Source organism: Streptococcus sp. A69 (assembly GCF_058556195.1).
In genome coordinates, this window is record NZ_JBZUJU010000001.1 from 51366 (window position 1) to 69685 (window position 18320).

Annotated in this window: 18 protein-coding genes; all 18 read left to right on the forward strand. The window is 41.6% G+C overall.

Annotated elements, in window-relative coordinates; translation table 11 throughout:
- Window positions 1–60 precede the first annotated feature (60 nt).
- The 18 genes from AC4ME5_RS00275 to AC4ME5_RS00360 all read left to right on the forward strand — a co-directional run bounded on the left by AC4ME5_RS00275 (window position 61) and on the right by AC4ME5_RS00360 (window position 18129).
- Window positions 61–1335 (forward strand): DUF2130 domain-containing protein, encoded by a 1275-nt coding sequence (locus tag AC4ME5_RS00275; protein WP_491799323.1) that lies wholly within the window; start codon window positions 61–63, stop codon window positions 1333–1335.
- A 25-nt stretch (window positions 1336–1360) separates the two neighbouring features.
- Window positions 1361–2608: a glutamyl-tRNA amidotransferase gene (locus tag AC4ME5_RS00280; RefSeq protein ID WP_268704162.1), complete on the forward strand. Its 1248-nt coding sequence runs from the start codon at window positions 1361–1363 to the stop codon at window positions 2606–2608.
- 28 nt (window positions 2609–2636) lie between these two features.
- Complete coding sequence (truB, locus tag AC4ME5_RS00285; protein WP_491799324.1) at window positions 2637–3515, forward strand: tRNA pseudouridine(55) synthase TruB; 879 nt, start codon at window positions 2637–2639, stop codon at window positions 3513–3515.
- A 111-nt stretch (window positions 3516–3626) separates the two neighbouring features.
- Complete coding sequence (gene udk / locus AC4ME5_RS00290) at window positions 3627–4265, forward strand: uridine kinase (protein ID WP_001181376.1); 639 nt, start codon at window positions 3627–3629, stop codon at window positions 4263–4265.
- Window positions 4266–4393: 128 nt separating this feature from the next.
- Window positions 4394–5734: an exodeoxyribonuclease VII large subunit gene (xseA, locus tag AC4ME5_RS00295; protein WP_491799325.1), complete on the forward strand. Its 1341-nt coding sequence runs from the start codon at window positions 4394–4396 to the stop codon at window positions 5732–5734.
- A complete protein-coding gene (locus AC4ME5_RS00300) occupies window positions 5712–5924 on the forward strand; it encodes an exodeoxyribonuclease VII small subunit (protein ID WP_084944567.1) in 213 nt (70 codons plus the stop codon). The genes xseA and AC4ME5_RS00300 overlap by 23 nt, the downstream gene beginning before the upstream one ends.
- Window positions 5921–6796 carry a polyprenyl synthetase family protein gene (locus AC4ME5_RS00305; RefSeq protein WP_491799326.1) on the forward strand — a complete coding sequence of 292 codons (876 nt, stop codon included), beginning with the start codon at window positions 5921–5923 and terminating at the stop codon, window positions 6794–6796. Before AC4ME5_RS00300 ends, AC4ME5_RS00305 begins: the two co-directional genes overlap by 4 nt.
- Complete coding sequence (locus tag AC4ME5_RS00310) at window positions 6789–7604, forward strand: TlyA family RNA methyltransferase (RefSeq protein ID WP_491799327.1); 816 nt, start codon at window positions 6789–6791, stop codon at window positions 7602–7604. Before AC4ME5_RS00305 ends, AC4ME5_RS00310 begins: the two co-directional genes overlap by 8 nt.
- Complete coding sequence (locus AC4ME5_RS00315; RefSeq protein WP_084854402.1) at window positions 7597–8028, forward strand: arginine repressor; 432 nt, start codon at window positions 7597–7599, stop codon at window positions 8026–8028. The genes AC4ME5_RS00310 and AC4ME5_RS00315 overlap by 8 nt, the downstream gene beginning before the upstream one ends.
- A gap of 6 nt (window positions 8029–8034) precedes the next feature.
- On the forward strand, window positions 8035–9702 hold the full coding sequence (gene recN, locus AC4ME5_RS00320) for a DNA repair protein RecN (RefSeq protein ID WP_491799328.1): 1668 nt from the start codon (window positions 8035–8037) through the stop codon (window positions 9700–9702).
- Window positions 9703–10431 carry a metallophosphoesterase family protein gene (locus AC4ME5_RS00325; RefSeq protein WP_458623728.1) on the forward strand — a complete coding sequence of 243 codons (729 nt, stop codon included), beginning with the start codon at window positions 9703–9705 and terminating at the stop codon, window positions 10429–10431.
- A gap of 78 nt (window positions 10432–10509) precedes the next feature.
- Window positions 10510–12333: a translation elongation factor 4 gene (lepA, locus tag AC4ME5_RS00330; RefSeq protein WP_045617276.1), complete on the forward strand. Its 1824-nt coding sequence runs from the start codon at window positions 10510–10512 to the stop codon at window positions 12331–12333.
- Between the two features lie 144 nt (window positions 12334–12477).
- Complete coding sequence (locus tag AC4ME5_RS00335; RefSeq protein WP_491800050.1) at window positions 12478–13101, forward strand: hypothetical protein; 624 nt, start codon at window positions 12478–12480, stop codon at window positions 13099–13101.
- Window positions 13102–13183: 82 nt separating this feature from the next.
- Window positions 13184–14032: a DNA-processing protein DprA gene (gene dprA / locus AC4ME5_RS00340; RefSeq protein ID WP_491799329.1), complete on the forward strand. Its 849-nt coding sequence runs from the start codon at window positions 13184–13186 to the stop codon at window positions 14030–14032.
- Between the two features lie 116 nt (window positions 14033–14148).
- Window positions 14149–16236 (forward strand): type I DNA topoisomerase, encoded by a 2088-nt coding sequence (gene topA / locus AC4ME5_RS00345; protein ID WP_491799330.1) that lies wholly within the window; start codon window positions 14149–14151, stop codon window positions 16234–16236.
- Between the two features lie 108 nt (window positions 16237–16344).
- The gene (locus AC4ME5_RS00350; protein ID WP_001237224.1) at window positions 16345–16704 is read left to right on the forward strand and encodes a YbaN family protein; all 360 of its coding nucleotides are present in this window, start codon (window positions 16345–16347) and stop codon (window positions 16702–16704) included.
- A gap of 92 nt (window positions 16705–16796) precedes the next feature.
- Window positions 16797–17429: a copper homeostasis protein CutC gene (locus AC4ME5_RS00355; protein ID WP_084938690.1), complete on the forward strand. Its 633-nt coding sequence runs from the start codon at window positions 16797–16799 to the stop codon at window positions 17427–17429.
- Window positions 17430–17472: 43 nt separating this feature from the next.
- Window positions 17473–18129, forward strand: coding sequence for an MmcQ/YjbR family DNA-binding protein (locus AC4ME5_RS00360; RefSeq protein WP_061588235.1), 657 nt, complete (start codon window positions 17473–17475; stop codon window positions 18127–18129).
- Window positions 18130–18320: the final 191 nt, after the last annotated feature.

Genomic DNA, 18320 nt, shown 5'->3' on the forward strand with positions numbered 1-18320 from the left:
GTTTTTGATTTTCCCTCAGGCATGATATAATGGTTACAGAAGTCTAGAAAGAGGAAAGTTATGAACGAAATCAAATGTCCCAACTGTGGGGAAGTCTTTACAGTAAATGAGAGCCAGTATGCTGAACTTTTATCCCAAGTGAGAACAGCTGAGTTTGATAAGGAATTACACGATCGAATGAAGCAGGAGCTGGCCTTGGCTGAGCAAAAGGCTATGAATGAGCAACAGACTAAACTGGCTCAAAAAGACCAAGAAATTGCGCAACTGCAGAGTCAAATCCAAAACTTTGATACAGAGAAAGAGTTGGCCAAGAAAGAAGTTGAACAGACAAGTCATCAGGCTTTATTGGCAAAGGACAAGGAACTACAGGCCTTGGAAAACCAATTGGCCACCTTGCGTTTGGAGCATGAAAATCAACTGCAAAAGACCCTTTCTGATTTAGAAAGAGAGCGTGATCAGGTCAAAAACCAGCTCCTCTTGCAAGAAAAGGAAAATGAGCTGTCTTTGGCTTCTGTTAAGCAAAATTACGAAGCCCAGCTTAAGGCTGCCAGTGAACAGGTCGAATTCTACAAGAATTTCAAGGCTCAACAATCTACAAAAGCCATTGGAGAAAGTCTTGAACAGTATGCAGAGAGTGAGTTTAACAAGGTACGTAGTTTCGCCTTTCCAAATGCCTATTTTGAGAAGGATAACAAGCTCTCTGCACGTGGGTCTAAGGGGGACTTTATCTTCCGTGATTTTGATGAAAATGGTCTAGAATTCATTTCCATCATGTTTGAGATGAAAAATGAAGCGGACGGAACAGAGAAGAAGCACAAGAATGCGGACTTCTACAAGGAATTGGACAAGGACCGTCGGGAGAAAAACTGCGAATATGCGGTTCTGGTGACCATGCTAGAAGCAGATAACGACTACTTTAATACAGGGATTGTTGATGTCAGCCACGAGTATGAAAAGATGTATGTGGTTCGTCCTCAGTTCTTTATCCAGTTGATTGGTCTCTTGCGTAATGCAGCGCTTAATTCCCTAAAATACAAACAAGAATTGGCCTTGGTTCGAGAGCAAAATATCGATATTACACATTTTGAAGAAGACTTGGATGCCTTCAAAGTAGCTTTTGCCAAAAACTACAACTCTGCTTCGACCAACTTTGGTAAAGCTATCGATGAAATCGACAAGGCTATCAAACGCATGGAAGAGGTTAAGAAATTCCTAACCACATCCGAAAACCAACTCCGTCTCGCTAATAACAAATTGGAAGATGTTTCAGTTAAAAAATTGACCCGAAAAAATCCAACTATGAAAGCGAAATTTGAAGCGCTGAAGGGCGAGTGAGATTACCTTAAAAACAGGAGTTCCTATGAAAAAATCTTTGAAATTCTCGGAAATTTATATTGCTTATTTACCATTAGTTGTATTTTTTCTTAATCTCCTATATGGTCTTTTAAATATTGAAGGCGTAGGCGATACTGACTCAAGATATAATTTATTATTTGCTATTTTTGGATTGATTCCAACTATATTCGGTTATGGAATTAGTTTTTTGGCTAATCTTCTGGTGGGTATATCTTACGTGCGAAAAGCAAAAAATGAATCGAAACGCATCATTGCATTCCTATTGGTTGGAAATATTTTTTTAGCAATTTTTCTGATATTTTTGCTAAGATTTAAAATGATTGTTTCCTTTGACTTTATAAAAGATATTGACCTTTGGAGTTTCATTTTTTCATTATTTTTATTTCCGTATTTAGATTGGATTTATCAAAAGGAAGACTATAATCCAAAATTAAGTCGTAAGTTACTTATTCTATTTTTGATTGGGATTTTTTCTCCACTTATAGGAAATACAATTCAAACCCACTTTAGAAATAATGCTAAAGTTCAACAATTAAAAGAGTTTTATTCTTCTAGGGGAATGAATTATGATGTTGCTCTTAAAAGAGTAGAAATAGATAGTAACGTTTCAGATATTAGTATTTTTGATGTATCGGATAATGGAATGACTATCCAAGTAGGTGCTAAGTACATTCGTCAAAAATTAACACAGGTCAGTTTCATTAATGAGAATTATGGTTTTAAAGAATTCTTGAGGCTTTCTGCATCGAGCCAAGAAGCTCAGACAGTTCTGAATGATTTTAAATCAGCTGTAGAAAGTACAATACAAAAGAAAGGATATGATATAGTAGTTATTGATGATAAAGAACAGCCATTAGCTAGCCCTGGTTTTAAAATATCAAATTCATATAGGATAACTCCTTTAATAAAAGAAAAGGCTCTTCAAAATCAAAATTCATTCAGTAAAGAAAAACAAGCTTTTAGAGGATATGCGACTCTTTCTGTTAAAGACTTTATGAAGGAGGGAGCACTTTGCTCGCATTTAACACTTAGCAAAAGCAACCTATTGGAACTAGGAGATATTGATTTTTCAAGCTTTCCAGATGGATATTACAACATAAATGCTGACTACTTTTCGGTTGTTAATGGAAAATATAAACAGCTTGAAAAGGATGATAATTTTGAATATATTTTACCAATTGAGTCGGGTAAACCATTTTACTCTGAGGATTTATATGATATTAAAAAAATTGATTTAAACAATGAGGAATAGAAGTGAAAGGGAAACTAGAAAGCAACACATGAACGGTATTATCAACTTAAAAAAAGAAGCGGGCATGACCTCGCATGATGCAGTTTTTAAGCTGCGTAAGATTTTGGGAACCAAGAAAATCGGTCATGGAGGTACCTTAGATCCTGATGTTGTGGGTGTTTTGCCCATTGCAGTTGGCAAGGCAACCCGCATGGTCGAATTTATGCAGGATGAGGGTAAGGTCTATGAGGGGGAAATCACTCTTGGTTATTCAACGACGACTGAGGATGCCAGCGGAGAAGTGGTCGCAGAGACACCCGTTTTGTCTCCCTTGGATGAAACCATTGTCGATGAAGCGATTGCGAGTCTGACCGGACCTATTACCCAGATTCCGCCTATGTATTCGGCTGTCAAGGTTAATGGTCGCAAGCTCTATGAGTATGCGCGTGCTGGTCAGGAAGTGGAGCGTCCAGAACGTCAGGTGACTATTTATCAATTTGAGCGGACTAGTTCGATTTCTTATGACGATCACCTCGCACGTTTTACATTTCGTGTGAAATGCAGTAAGGGGACTTATATCCGTACCTTGTCAGTTGACTTGGGAGAGAAGCTTGGTTATGCGGCCCATATGTCCCATCTGACACGGACTAGTGCTGCAGGGTTACAACTGGAGGATGCTCTTACCTTGGACGAAATTGCTGAAAAAGTGGAGGCTGGTCAACTGGACTTTCTCCATCCTCTAGAGATTGGTACGGGGGACCTTGTCAAAGTTATCCTAACTCCAGAAGAGGCTATAGAAGTGCGCTTTGGTCGTTTTATCGAGCTAGACCAAACAGACCAAAAATTGGCTGCCTTTGAGGGAGATACATTGCTAGCTATTCTAGAAAAAAGGGGCAATCTCTACAAACCAAGGAAAGTTTTTAGCTAGTCTAACTAGAGTGTGGGGATGGATTTGTTTCCCATAATCTATCCAAATCAGACTATAATTTTTGCTAAAAATGTGATAGAATAGACGACGGATAAAAAAACGGAGGATAGCATGCAAAATAGACCAATCATTATCGGAGTGACAGGTGGTTCTGGTGGAGGAAAAACAAGTGTTTCAAGAGCCATTTTATCGCACTTTCCTGATGAAAAGATTTCCATGATTGAGCATGATTCATACTACAAGGATCAGTCTCACTTGACCTTTGAAGAGCGTGTCAAAACCAATTACGACCATCCATTTGCCTTTGATACAGACCTGATGATCGAGCAGATTAAGGAATTGTTGGCAGGGCGCCCAGTGGACATCCCGACTTATGACTATACAGAACATACACGGAGTAGCAAGACCTATCGTCAGGAGCCTCAGGATGTCTTTATCGTTGAGGGGATTTTGGTCTTGGAGGACAAGCGTCTGCGCGATTTGATGGATATCAAGATTTTTGTGGATACAGATGATGATGTGCGTATTATTCGTCGGATCAAGCGTGATATGGAAGAGCGTGGCCGTAGTCTGGATAGCGTGATTGACCAATATCTAGGTGTGGTCAAACCTATGTACCACCAGTTTATAGAGCCGACTAAGCGTTATGCCGATATCGTCATTCCTGAGGGAGTCAGCAATACAGTTGCTATCGATCTTTTGACGACAAAAATTGCAAAGATTTTGGAAGAAGCGCGAAACAGTAAATAATCAGATGAGGAGGCCATGCCTCCTTTTTCTATTTTTCCTTTAGTTTCAGTAGGAAAAAGGTGATTTTTAAGCATGTTTTTGGTATAATAATACCCATGGAAAAGCAAGAAAATGAATAGTAGGTGGAGATGGAAAAGTATTTATCGGTAACAACTTTGACCAAGTATCTGAAAATGAAATTCGATAAAGACCCTTACTTGGAACGGATCTATTTAACTGGTCAAGTTTCCAACTTTCGTAAACGACCTACTCACCAATATTTCTCCCTAAAAGACGACCATGCAGTCATTCAAGCGACCATCTGGTCAGGGATCTATCAGAAATTAGGTTTCGACCTCGAAGAAGGAATGAAGATCAATGTAATTGGGCGTGTGCAGGTCTATGAACCAAGCGGTAGCTACTCTATCATCATTGAAAAAGCTGAGCCTGATGGGGTTGGGGCGCTAGCGATTCAGTTTGAACAACTTAAGAAAAAATTGACGGAAGAAGGTTTATTTCAAGAGAGATTCAAGCAACCTCTTCCCCAGTTTGCTAAGCGAATCGGTGTGGTAACCAGTCGCAGTGGAGCTGTTATTCGAGATATCATCACGACCGTCAGCAGACGTTTTCCTGGTGTTGATATCCTTCTCTATCCGACAAAGGTACAAGGTGATGGAGCTGCGGAGGAAATTGCTCGAAATATTGCGCGTGCCAATCAACGTGAGGACCTAGATGTTCTCATTATTGGTCGTGGTGGGGGTTCCATCGAGGATCTCTGGGCCTTTAACGAAGAGATCGTGGTACGGGCTATTTTTGAATCCCGTTTGCCAGTTATCTCCAGTGTTGGTCATGAGACGGATGTGACCTTGGCGGATTTTGTGGCAGATAGACGGGCTGCGACGCCAACAGCTGCAGCTGAACTGGCAACGCCTGTGACCAAGTTGGATGTATTGACCCATTTGCAAAATCAAGAAAAACGGATGGCTACAGCTGTACAAAATGTCTTGTCAAAGAAAAAAGAAGCTTTGAAAAAATGCAGTCAGTCGGTCATCTTTAGACAGCCAGAGCGCTTGTATGATAGTTATTTGCAACGGTTAGATCAACTACAACTGCGCTTAAAACAAAGTTTGAGAACACGGATTTCCGATAACAAACAGCTAGTCCAAGCAAGGACGCATCGACTAGTCCAGTTATCACCTGTTACCAAAATTCAACGCTATCAAGACCGCCTAGGTCAGTTGGACAAGCTCCTATGTAGCCAAATGGCGCTGGTTTATGATGCCAAGGTTGCTGAAGTCAAGCGACTTTCAGAAGCTTTGATGATGTTGGATACCAGTCGAATCGTGGCGCGTGGTTATGCAATTGTCAAAAAAGAAGAGTCCGTAGTCGATTCTGTTGAGATGTTGAATAAAAAAGACCAAGTGACGCTTTTGATGCGAGATGGTCAAGTAGAATTAGAGGTTAAAGATGTCAAAACAAAAGAAATTTGAGGATAATCTAGCAGAACTTGAGTCCATTGTCCAAAGTTTAGAAAATGGCGAAATCGCTCTAGAAGATGCGATTGCGGCCTTTCAAAAGGGCATGGTTTTGTCAAAAGAGCTCCAAGCGACGCTGGACAAGGCTGAAAAGACCTTGGTTAAGGTCATGCAAGAAGACGGAACAGAAAGTGATTTTGAATGAAGAAGCAAGCAAAATTAGCTCTTGTGGAGTCGGCTTTGGAAGACTTTTATGGAGACCAGCAGTTTGCCTCTAGTTTGCGAGAGTCCGTTCTCTATTCCATTCATGCTGGTGGCAAGCGTATTCGGCCTTTTCTCTTGTTAGAAGTTCTGGAAGCCTTGCAGGTCGCTATTAAACCTGCTCACGCGCAGGTGGCCGCGGCCTTGGAAATGATTCATACAGGGAGCTTGATTCACGATGACCTTCCTGCTATGGATGATGACGATTACCGTCGAGGGCGTTTAACCAATCATAAGAAATTTGGCGAAGCGATGGCAATATTGGCAGGAGATGCTTTGTTCCTAGATCCCTATGCCTTAATAGCGCAGGCTGATTTGCCAAGTCAGATCAAGGTGGACTTGATTGCCAACTTATCTCTTGCATCAGGTAGTCTAGGCATGGTAGCAGGTCAGGTTCTGGACATGGAGGGCGAACACCAGCACTTGTCCTTGGAAGAGCTCCAGACCATTCATGCCAATAAAACTGGAAAATTGCTATCTTATCCCTTCCAAGCGGCTGCTATTATTGCGGAATTAGCACCAGAAATCCAAGTAAAACTGAAAACGGTTGGTGAATTGATTGGGCTGGCCTTTCAAGTTCGAGATGATGTGCTGGATGTGACAGCTAGTTTTGAGGAAATCGGCAAGACACCGCAAAAGGATTTACAGGCAGAAAAGTCGACCTATCCAGCCTTGTTGGGCTTGGAAGAGGCTATTGCCTTTTGTAACCAAACCCTGGATCAAGCCAATGCGAAATTAGATGAAATTTCCCAGCAAGTCAGCTTTGAAACAGCGCCGATTGTGAAAGTAGTAGAAAGTTTGAGAATCAATGGCTAAGGAAAGAGTGGACGTACTAGCTTATAAACAGGGTTTGTTTGAAACGCGTGAACAAGCTAAGCGCGGTGTCATGGCTGGACTAGTTGTAGCAGTCCTTAATGGAGAACGCTTTGATAAACCGGGAGAAAAAATCCCAGATGACACTGAGCTAAAACTCAAAGGTGAAAAACTTAAGTATGTCAGCCGAGGTGGTTTAAAACTTGAGAAGGCCTTGGAGGTCTTTGATTTATCAGTTGATGGAGCGACCACGATTGATATCGGTGCTTCTACCGGGGGCTTTACTGACGTCATGTTGCAAAATGGTGCTGAGTTGGTCTTTGCAGTTGATGTTGGTACCAATCAGTTGGCTTGGAAATTACGCCAAGACCCTCGGGTTGTCAGCATGGAACAGTTTAATTTCCGCTATGCTGAAAAGACTGATTTCGAGCAGGAACCGAGCTTTGCCAGTATTGATGTGAGTTTCATTTCCCTCAGTTTGATTTTGCCTGCCTTGCACCGTGTTTTGGCAGATCAAGGGCAGGTGGTAGCACTTGTCAAACCTCAGTTTGAAGCAGGACGTGAGCAGATTGGAAAGAATGGAATCATTCGCGATGCCAAGGTTCATCAAACTGTCCTTGAAGCTGTCACTGCTATGGCGGTTGAACAAGGTTTTTCAGTGCTTGGATTAGACTATTCACCAATCCAAGGAGGACATGGAAACATCGAATTTCTGGCATATTTGAAAAAGGAAGAGGGAGCAAGTAACCAAGTTGCCCCTGAAATAGAAAAAGTTGTAGAGAGAGCGCATAGAGAATTTAAAGATGAATAAAAAAGAGAGACTTGAAAAAATTAGAAGATTTGTTACGGATTATCAGATCGGGACTCAGGAAGAAATCGTTGAGTACTTGAAGGAAGCAGGTATTTCTGCTACGCAAGCCACTGTCTCAAGAGACATCAAGGAACTTGGGATTGTTAAAATTCCTTTGAAGAACAACACCTATATCTATGAGTTGCCAAAATCAATCGTCAAAAGTTTGCAGTTGGCTGAGGACAATATTGTGAGTTCTGAGTTAATGGGAAATATGATCAACCTTGCTGTCATTCCTGGAAATACTATTTTTGTGAAGAGTCAGCTGGTTGAAGCATTTTCTGAACAGATTTTTAGCTGTCTAGCTGATGATGATTCTATCTTAATTGTAGCTAGAACAGCAGAGGCAGCTGAAGAAATTGTTGAACAAGTCAAAAAATGGTAGGTCAGTATGTTACTTGAAATTTCGATAAAAAACTTTGCCATTATTGAGGCGATTTCTCTCAATTTTGAAAAGGGTATGACTGTTTTAACCGGGGAAACGGGTGCTGGAAAGTCTATTATTATCGACGCTATGAATCTCATGTTGGGGGTTCGTGCAACGACAGACGTTATTCGTCACGGTGCGCCAAAGGCAGAGATTGAGGGACTTTTTTCGGTTGAAAATAGTCGCCTTTTACAGGAACTTTTTGAAGAGCAAGGTTTAGAATTGGGAGATGAGATCATTATCCGCCGGGAAATTTTGCAAAACGGTCGTAGTGTTAGTCGTGTGAATGGCCAGATGGTCAATCTTTCTGTCTTGCGTGCTATTGGGCAACACCTTGTAGATATCCATGGTCAGCATGACCAAGAGGAGTTAATGCGTCCTCAACTGCACATCCAGATGTTGGATGAGTTTGGTGATGCAGCTTTCTTGGACTTGAAGGAGACCTATCAGACGAGCTTTGATGCCTATCGTAAAATGCGCAAGCAGGTTTTGGAAGTTAAGAAAAACCAGCAAGAACACAAGGCTCGTATTGAGATGTTGGAATTTCAAATGGCAGAGATTGAGGCTGCAAACTTGCAGGCTGGTGAAGACTTGGCTCTCAACCAAGAACGAGATAAGCTTCTCAATCATAAGAACATTGCGGATACGCTAACCAATGCCTATAGTATGTTGGACAATGAGGAATTCTCCAGTCTTGCTAATGTCCGTTCAGCCATGAATGACATGGAAAGTGTCGAAGAATTTGACCCTAAATACCGTGAAATTTCAAGTTCTCTATCAGAGACCTACTATGTTTTAGAAGATATTACAAAGCGTTTGGAAGATATTATTGAAGATCTAGATTTTGATGGCAATCGCCTCATGCAGGTTGAGAATCGCCTAGATCTTCTGAATACTATTTCCCGTAAGTACGGTGGAACTGTGGATGATGTCCTGCTTTATTTTGCTAAGATTACGGATGAGTACAATCTCTTGACGGGTAATAACCTTTCTTCCGAAGACATGGAAACAGAGCTCAAGAAATTGGAAGTTAATCTTGTTGATTTGGCAGGGCAGCTTGCAACAGCTCGTCATGATTTGGCCCAGCAGCTTGAAGCAGAAATTAAACAAGAACTGCAAGACCTCTATATGGAGAAGGCTCAATTTCAAGTTCGCTTTAGTAAGAGCAAGTTCAGCCGTGAGGGGAATGAAACAGTTGAGTTTTACATTTCCACCAACCCTGGTGAAGACTTTAAACCCTTGGTTAAAGTTGCGTCCGGTGGGGAATTATCCCGCCTCATGCTAGCTATTAAATCCGCCTTTTCTCGTAAGGAAGGTAAGACTAGTATTGTCTTTGATGAGGTGGATACAGGTGTTTCAGGTCGTGTGGCCCAAGCCATCGCTCAAAAGATTCATAAGATTGGTCAGCATGGTCAGGTTCTTGCTATTTCTCATCTACCACAAGTAATTGCGATTGCAGATTACCAATTCTTTATTGAAAAGATTAGCGACGAACATTCAACTGTTTCGACAGTTCGTCTCTTGACTTTAGAAGAGCGAGTAGAGGAAGTGGCTAAAATGTTGGCTGGGGAGAATGTAACAGAGGCGGCCCTTACCCAAGCTAGAGAATTATTGCAAACGAGGGAGAAATAAATGACAGACTATTACGTAATTGGAGATGTTCACGGGAAAGCAGGTATGCTAGAAGATCTGCTCAAAACCTGGGATGGTCAAACTCAGTTGCTCTTTCTAGGGGATTTGATTGACCGTGGTGAAGACAGTCGCCGTGTTCTAGAAATGGTTAAGGACTTAGTGGACAATCAAGGGGCTATCTGTCTATCAGGAAACCACGAGTATATGTTTTTGACTTGGTTGGACAATCCTGAGGAAAGCTATGACCACTATCGTCGCAATGGTGGAGATACAACCATTAACTCTATTTTAGGTCGTCCCTTGGATGCACCAGTTGATGGCGTAGAGGATGCCAAACGGGTTGCGACAGAAGCGGCAGACTTGGTCGAATTTATTCGTCAAATGCCATTTGTGGTAGAGACAGACAAGTATATCTTTGTTCATGCGGGTATTGACTTGACCTTGGATGATTGGCATGAAACCACAGATTACAAGAAAGTCTGGCTCAGAAAACCATTCCACGAAGCTGAAAATCATACCGGGAAAACCATTGTCTTTGGGCATACACCGGTTTATGGTTTGCTGAAGCAAGACCGAGGTACTGCTGAACTTTGGATAACAGAAGATGGCAAGATTGGCATGGATGGAGGAGCTGTCTATGGTGGTGTCCTTCATGGAATCGTCTTTACAGACCAAGGAATGGCCGAACACTACTTTATCGAAAATGACGGCTTTATCGCCGAAGATTAGTACTCCTAGCAGGGTATGGTCTTGTCAAAATGTTAAAAACAATTTATAATAAATAGATACCCTGAAAGGAAGAGCATCATGAATTTAGAAGAATTAAAGAAACGACAGGAGAAGATTCGAAACTTCTCTATTATCGCCCATATTGACCACGGGAAGTCAACCTTGGCAGACCGCATTTTGGAGGCGACTGAGACGGTTTCTAGTCGTGAAATGCAAGCCCAGCTTCTGGATAGTATGGACCTAGAACGAGAGCGCGGGATTACCATCAAACTCAATGCTATCGAGCTCAATTACACTGCAAAAGATGGGGAGACCTATATTTTCCATTTGATTGACACGCCTGGGCATGTGGACTTTACCTATGAAGTGTCGCGTTCCTTAGCTGCCTGTGAAGGAGCGATTTTGGTGGTTGATGCGGCCCAAGGGATTGAAGCTCAAACACTTGCCAACGTTTATCTAGCCTTGGACAATGATTTGGAAATTCTTCCAGTTATTAACAAGATTGACCTACCAGCAGCCGATCCTGAGCGCGTTCGTACAGAGATTGAGGATGTCATTGGACTGGATGCTAGCGAAGCAGTTTTAGCATCTGCCAAGGCTGGTATTGGTATCGAAGAGATTCTTGAGCAAATCGTGGAAAAAGTACCAGCCCCAACTGGTGATGTAACGGCGCCACTCAAAGCCTTGATTTTCGACTCTGTCTACGATGCTTACCGTGGGGTTATCCTCCAAGTTCGTGTCATGGATGGGGTAGTCAAACCTGGCGATAAGATTCAGCTCATGAGCAATGGCAAGACCTTTGATGTGACGGAGGTCGGAATTTTCACACCGAAAGCAGTAGGGCGTGATTTCCTAGCCACAGGTGACGTTGGTTATATTGCGGCTTCTATCAAGACGGTTCAAGATACTCGTGTGGGTGATACAGTTACCTTGGCAACCAATCCTGCCGCAGAACCATTACATGGCTACAAGCAAATGAACCCGATGGTCTTTGCAGGTCTTTATCCAATCGAGTCAAACAAGTACAATGACCTTCGTGAAGCTCTTGAAAAATTGCAACTTAACGATGCCAGTCTGCAATTTGAACCAGAAACATCTCAGGCACTTGGATTTGGTTTCCGTTGTGGTTTCCTTGGACTTCTCCATATGGATGTTATTCAAGAGCGTTTAGAGCGTGAGTTCAACATTGACCTCATCATGACAGCTCCGTCTGTTATCTACAAAGTTAACCAAACTGATGGTGAGTCTATGGATGTGTCAAATCCATCAGAATTCCCAGATCCAACTAAGATTGCGACCATTGAAGAACCTTATGTCAAGGCGCAAATTATGGTACCGCAGGAGTTTGTCGGTGCTGTTATGGAATTGGCTCAGCGCAAGCGTGGGGACTTTGTAACCATGGATTATATTGATGATAATCGTGTTAATGTCATCTATCAAATCCCACTTGCTGAAATTGTCTTTGACTTTTTTGATAAGCTCAAGTCTTCGACGCGTGGTTATGCAAGCTTTGACTACGAATTGTCAGAGTATCGCCCATCTAAGCTGGTCAAAATGGACATTCTTCTCAATGGGGATAAGGTGGATGCCCTCAGCTTTATCGTTCACAAGGATTTTGCCTACGAGCGTGGGAAACTCATCGTGGATAAGCTCAAGAAAATCATCCCTCGTCAACAGTTTGAGGTACCGATTCAAGCAGCTATTGGGCACAAAATCGTGGCTCGTACGGATATTAAGGCCCTTCGTAAAAACGTACTTGCCAAGTGTTACGGTGGTGACGTTTCTCGTAAACGCAAACTCCTTGAAAAACAAAAAGCTGGTAAGAAACGCATGAAAGCTATCGGATCAGTAGAAGTCCCACAAGAAGCCTTCCTCAGCGTCTTGAGTATGGATGAAGAATAGAAATAAAAAACAAAACTCTTGAAGATTTTTCAAGAGTTTTTGCTTTAAATGTGAGCAATAAAATCGGAAACTAACAGAATCAATTAGGTCAGAATTTGACAGAAGTTCTTATTTTTCTTATAATGCAGATGGAGAGGTGGTATGATGAAAAAATTATTGATTTTAGGTACTGTAGTTACTGTTAGTGCTTTTTTAGCTTCATGCTCCAATAAGTCGCAAACAGCAACCGAAGAAAGTTCGACTGTGGTTGTTAGTTCTTCTAGCAGTCAGGAAACGAGTAGCTCTAGTTCTGCTGTTTCTGAAGCGAAAAAGGAAGAGACACAAATCATCGGTTCGAATGAATATGGATTTGTCAAGGTACCCAAATCATGGGTTCGATTCCATGAAGTAGAAGGTGGAAATGATATACAGTATTGTGATGGAACAGATATCAACATTGTTACGCTGAATACCTTCAAGGCTGAGCAATTTAATATCAGCGAAGAAGAATATGCTAAATTGGATGTTGTGACTGTCTCTGCTAGTATTTTAACTTCCAAAGAACAAAGCTCTGATTTCAGTAAGGTTTGGGGCTCCAAATCGACCATTGGAGGTTATGAAGCCTATGTTGTCAATGCAATTGCTAAGTCAGGGAAATACCTCGTTACCTGGGTTTTCCGATCAAATGATGGTAAAATCCGCTATGTTTCACTTGAAGGGGATGGGGAAACTTTAAAAACAATCTTACCGATGGTTGAAAGTAGCTGGTCAACTACTAAATCTGAATAAATGAAAAAAAGAAGATCAACCGGTCTTCTTTTTGTTATTTTTACGAATAGATAAGAGAGTAGAAAAAGAAATGGAGTTTCTTATGAAAATTGATAACTATGAAATCTATAAACTGCGCAAAGCTGGACTGACCAATCAACAGATTTTAACTGTTCTTGAATATGATGAGACTGTAGATCAGGAGCTCTTGCTAGGTGACATTGCTGAAATCTCTGGGTGCCGCAATCCTGCAGTTTTTATGGAACGCTATTTCCAGATAGATGATGCGCAGTTGGAGAAGGAGTTTCAAAAATTCCCATCCTTCTCGATTCTTGATGACTGTTATCCTTGGGATCTGAGTGAGATTTATGACCCTCCAGCTCTTTTGTTTTATAAAGGGAATCTGGACTTGTTGAAATTTCCAAAGGTTGCTCTTGTAGGGAGTCGTTCTTGTTCCAGTCAAGGAGCTAAGTCGGTCCAGAAAATTATTCAAGGTTTAGAAAACGAGTTAATCGTGGTCAGTGGTTTAGCTAAAGGGATTGATACGGCTGCCCATATGGCTGCACTCCAGAATGGAGGAAGAACAATTGCAGTGATTGGAACAGGATTGGATGTTTTTTATCCACGTGCCAATAAACGCTTGCAGGAGTACATTGGAAATCATCATCTGGTATTAAGCGAGTACGGTCCAGGTGAAGAACCCTTGAAATTTCACTTTCCAGCCCGTAATCGTATCATTGCAGGATTGTGTCGTGGAGTGATTGTAGCAGAGGCAAGGATGCGTTCAGGAAGTCTCATTACCTGTGAACGTGCTATGGAGGAAGGACGCGATGTCTTTGCCATTCCAGGGGACATTCTTGATGGCCATTCAGATGGTTGTCACCACTTAATCCAAGAGGGAGCAAAACTGATCACAAGTGGTCAAGATGTGTTGGCTGAGTTTGAATTTTAAGGAGAAATGGATTATTCAGATAAACTTTTCTTCTATATATAGGATTTAAGTCTTGACAGCTATAGAAAAATGGTTTACACTTTATAAAGTTTATTACTTTGAAAAGGTGTGATAGTGTGGCTACGGCAACAAAGAAGAAAAAATCAACAGTTAAAAAAAATCTAGTCATCGTAGAGTCGCCTGCTAAGGCGAAAACGATTGAGAAATATTTAGGTAGAAACTACAAGGTTCTAGCCAGTGTCGGGCATATCCGTGATTTGAAAAAATCCAGTATGTCAGTCGACATTGAAAATAACTATGAACCGCAGTATATCAATATCCGAGGAAAAGGTCCTCTCATCAATGATCTGAAAAAAGAAGCCAAAAAGGCCAATAAAGTCTTTCTGGCGAGTGACCCGGACCGTGAAGGAGAAGCAATTTCCTGGCATTTGGCTCACATTCTCAACTTGGACGAGAATGATGCCAACCGTGTAGTCTTTAATGAAATCACCAAGGACGCGGTAAAAAATGCCTTTAAAGAACCTCGCAAGATTGATATGGACTTGGTCGACGCCCAACAAGCTCGTCGAGTCTTAGACCGCTTGGTAGGGTATTCGATTTCGCCTATTTTGTGGAAAAAGGTCAAGAAGGGCTTATCAGCAGGACGCGTGCAGTCGGTTGCACTTAAGCTCATCATTGACCGTGAAAATGAAATCAATGCCTTCCAACCGGAAGAATACTGGACAATTGATGGTGTCTTTAAGAAGGGTACCAAGCAATTTCAGGCTTCTTTCTATGGTATGAATGGCAAAAAGATGAAATTGACCACCAATGAAGAAGTCAAAGAAGTCTTGTCCCATTTGACTAGTAAAGATTTCACAGTAGACCAGGTAGATAAGAAAGAACGCAAACGCAATGCGCCCCTACCTTATACAACTTCAACCATGCAGATGGATGCTGCTAACAAAATTAATTTCCGTACTCGAAAGACTATGATGGTGGCCCAACAGCTCTATGAAGGGATCAATATCGGATCAGGCGTGCAAGGTTTGATTACCTATATGCGTACAGACTCGACTCGTATCAGTCCTGTGGCTCAGAACGAAGCGGCAAGCTACATTAACGACCGTTTTGGTAGCAAGTATACCAAGCATGGTAGCAGGGTCAAGAATGCCTCAGGTGCTCAAGATGCCCACGAAGCCATTCGTCCATCTAGTGTCTTTAACACACCTGAAAGCATCGCTAAGTACTTGGACAAAGACCAGTTCAAGCTCTATACCCTTATCTGGAACCGTTTTGTGGCCAGCCAGATGACAGGCGCTATCTTTGATACCATGGCTGTTAAGATCTCTCAAAATGGGGTACAGTTTGCGGCAAATGGTAGCCAAGTTAAGTTTGATGGGTATCTTGCTATTTACAATGACTCTGACAAGAACAAGATGTTGCCAGATATGGCAGTAGGAGGTGTGGTCAAGCAGGTCAATAGCAAGCCAGAGCAACATTTCACTCAACCACCTGCTCGCTATTCGGAAGCGACACTGATCAAGACCTTGGAGGAAAATGGAGTTGGACGTCCGTCAACCTACGCTCCGACCATTGAAACCATCCAAAAACGCTACTATGTTCGTCTGGCAGCTAAACGCTTTGAACCAACAGAGTTGGGAGAAATTGTCAATAAACTCATCGTTGAATACTTCCCAGATATCGTAAATGTGACCTTCACAGCTGAGATGGAAGGAAAACTGGATGATGTTGAAGTTGGTAAAGAGCAGTGGCAAAGGGTCATTGACGCCTTTTACAAACCATTCTCTAAAGAAGTAGCCAAGGCTGAATCCGAAATGGAAAAAATCCAGATTAAGGATGAGCCAGCTGGATTTGACTGTGAAGTTTGTGGCAGTCCAATGGTGATTGAGCTCGGTCGTTTTGGTAAATTCTATGCTTGTAGTAATTTCCCAGACTGCCGTCACACACAAGCGATTGTCAAAGAGATTGGAGTCGAGTGTCCAAGCTGTCATCAAGGACAAATCATCGAACGCAAAACCAAGCGCAATCGTATCTTCTATGGTTGCAATCGTTACCCAGAATGTGAATTTACTTCCTGGGAAAAACCAATTGGACGTGATTGTCCAAAATGCGGACACTTCCTTGTGGAGAAAAAGGTCCGTGGTGGTGGTAAGCAGGTTGTATGTAGTAATGGCGACTACGAAGAGGAAAAAATTAAATAAAATGAAGAGTCCTGAAAATGAATTTCAGGCTCTTTTTTTTGTTGATGCTTGACAAATTTCCCCCTTGTATGCGAAACTAGAGGAAGAGTAATTTATCTAGGAGAAGTCATGCGTCTCATTTACCTCAGTATTGGCTTTATTTCACTGGCTTTAGCTGTCATTGGAGTTGTCCTACCACTTTTGCCAACAACTCCCTTTCTTTTGTTAGCGATCGCTTGCTTTTCAAAATCTTCTAAGCGTTTTGAAGACTGGCTTTATCATACAAAGCTTTATCAGACCTATGTAGCTGACTTTCGGGAAACCAAGTCAATAGCGCGAGAACGAAAGAAAAAAATCATCGTATCTATCTATATCTTGATGGGGATTTCTATTTATTTTGCCCCTCTTTTGCCAGTCAAAATCGGTCTGGGAGCCTTGACTATCTTTATCACCTACTATCTCTTTAAAGTCATTCCTGACAAAGAATAGATAAAAATAGTAGTTATTTGCCTTGATAAAAATGAAAGTATATTCAAATAATATGATATAATAAATTTAAAGAAAACATCAAGGAGAATCAAATGATTTACGAATTTTGTGCTGAAAATGTGACCTTGCTTGAAAAAGCGATGCAGGCTGGAGCTCGTCGAATCGAACTTTGTGACAATCTAGCAGTAGGAGGAACAACACCTAGCTATGGAGTGACCAAGGCAGCGGTTGAACTGGCAGCTAACTACGACACCACCATCATGACTATGATTCGTCCCCGCGGTGGCAACTTTGTCTATAATGACCTAGAAATTGCTATTATGCTAGAAGACATTCGTTTAACTGCTCAAGCAGGTAGCCAAGGGGTCGTCTTTGGTGCATTAACTGCTGATAAGAAGTTGGATAAGGCTAATCTTGAGAAGCTGATTGTCGCATCTAAAGGAATGGAAATTGTCTTTCACATGGCCTTTGATGAATTGAGTGATGAAGACCAGTTGGAAGCTATTGACTGGCTCAGCCAAGCTGGTGTCACTCGTATCTTAACTCGTGCTGGAATTTCTGGGGACTCGCTAGAAGAACGTTTTGCTCACTATCACAGAATTTTGGAACATGCAGCTGGTAAAATTGAAATCTTACCAGGTGGGGGAATTGACTTGGACAATCGGCAGACCTTTATCGACCAACTAGGCGTGACGCAACTTCACGGTACCAAGGTTGTCTTTTAAAAAATAGAAAGGAACTGCTAGCTTTGGGTAGCAGTTTTCACTTATGTTTGAAATTTTTAAATCCTATCAGTTTAATCAAGAAAAAGCCAGTGCCTATGGTTTTGTAGAAAATGGAGAGGTCTGGAACTATAGTTGCCAGATTTTGCAGGGTGAATTTTTCATGACAGTCTCTATCACACCTGATAATGTGAGCTTTCAGGTCTTTGATCAGGAAACGGGTGACCTCTATCCTCAAGTACACATGGAAAGTATGCGGGGACGTTTTGTCGGAAGTGTCCGTGAGGCTTGTTTGGAGATTCTTTACCAGATTCGGAAGGCTTGCTTTGATGTGCAGGATTTTATCTGCCCTCAGACTAAGCGTATCATGGCTCAGGTTCAGGAAAAGTATGGTAATCAATTGGAGTATTTGTGGGAAAAATCGCCTGATACAGCTGTATTGCGCCATGAAGACAATCAAAAGTGGTATGCTGTTTTGATGAGAATCCCATGGGATAAGCTGGAAAAGGGAAGAGAAGGGTTAGTAGAAGCAGTCAACCTCAAACATGATCAAGTAGCTGACTTGCTTTCAAAAAAAGGCATTTATCCAGCCTTTCATATGAACAAACGCTACTGGCTTAGTCTGGTGCTTGAGGATACTTTGTCAGATGAAATGGTACTGGAATTGATAGAGAGAAGTTGGAATTTGACATTGAAAAAGTAAAGAAATTCCCTTTTATTTTCAAATACTTTCAATTAGCAAAATATTCTTTACTAAAGAAATTTTCAGAAAATATTGGATTTTTTCTTGACAAGAGATTTTTCCTATGCTAAAATACTTAACAAGACATCAAACGAAGGAGAAAGTCAAACATGAAAACAGCTAAGTTTAATCAATTTGCTTTGTTGTTGAGA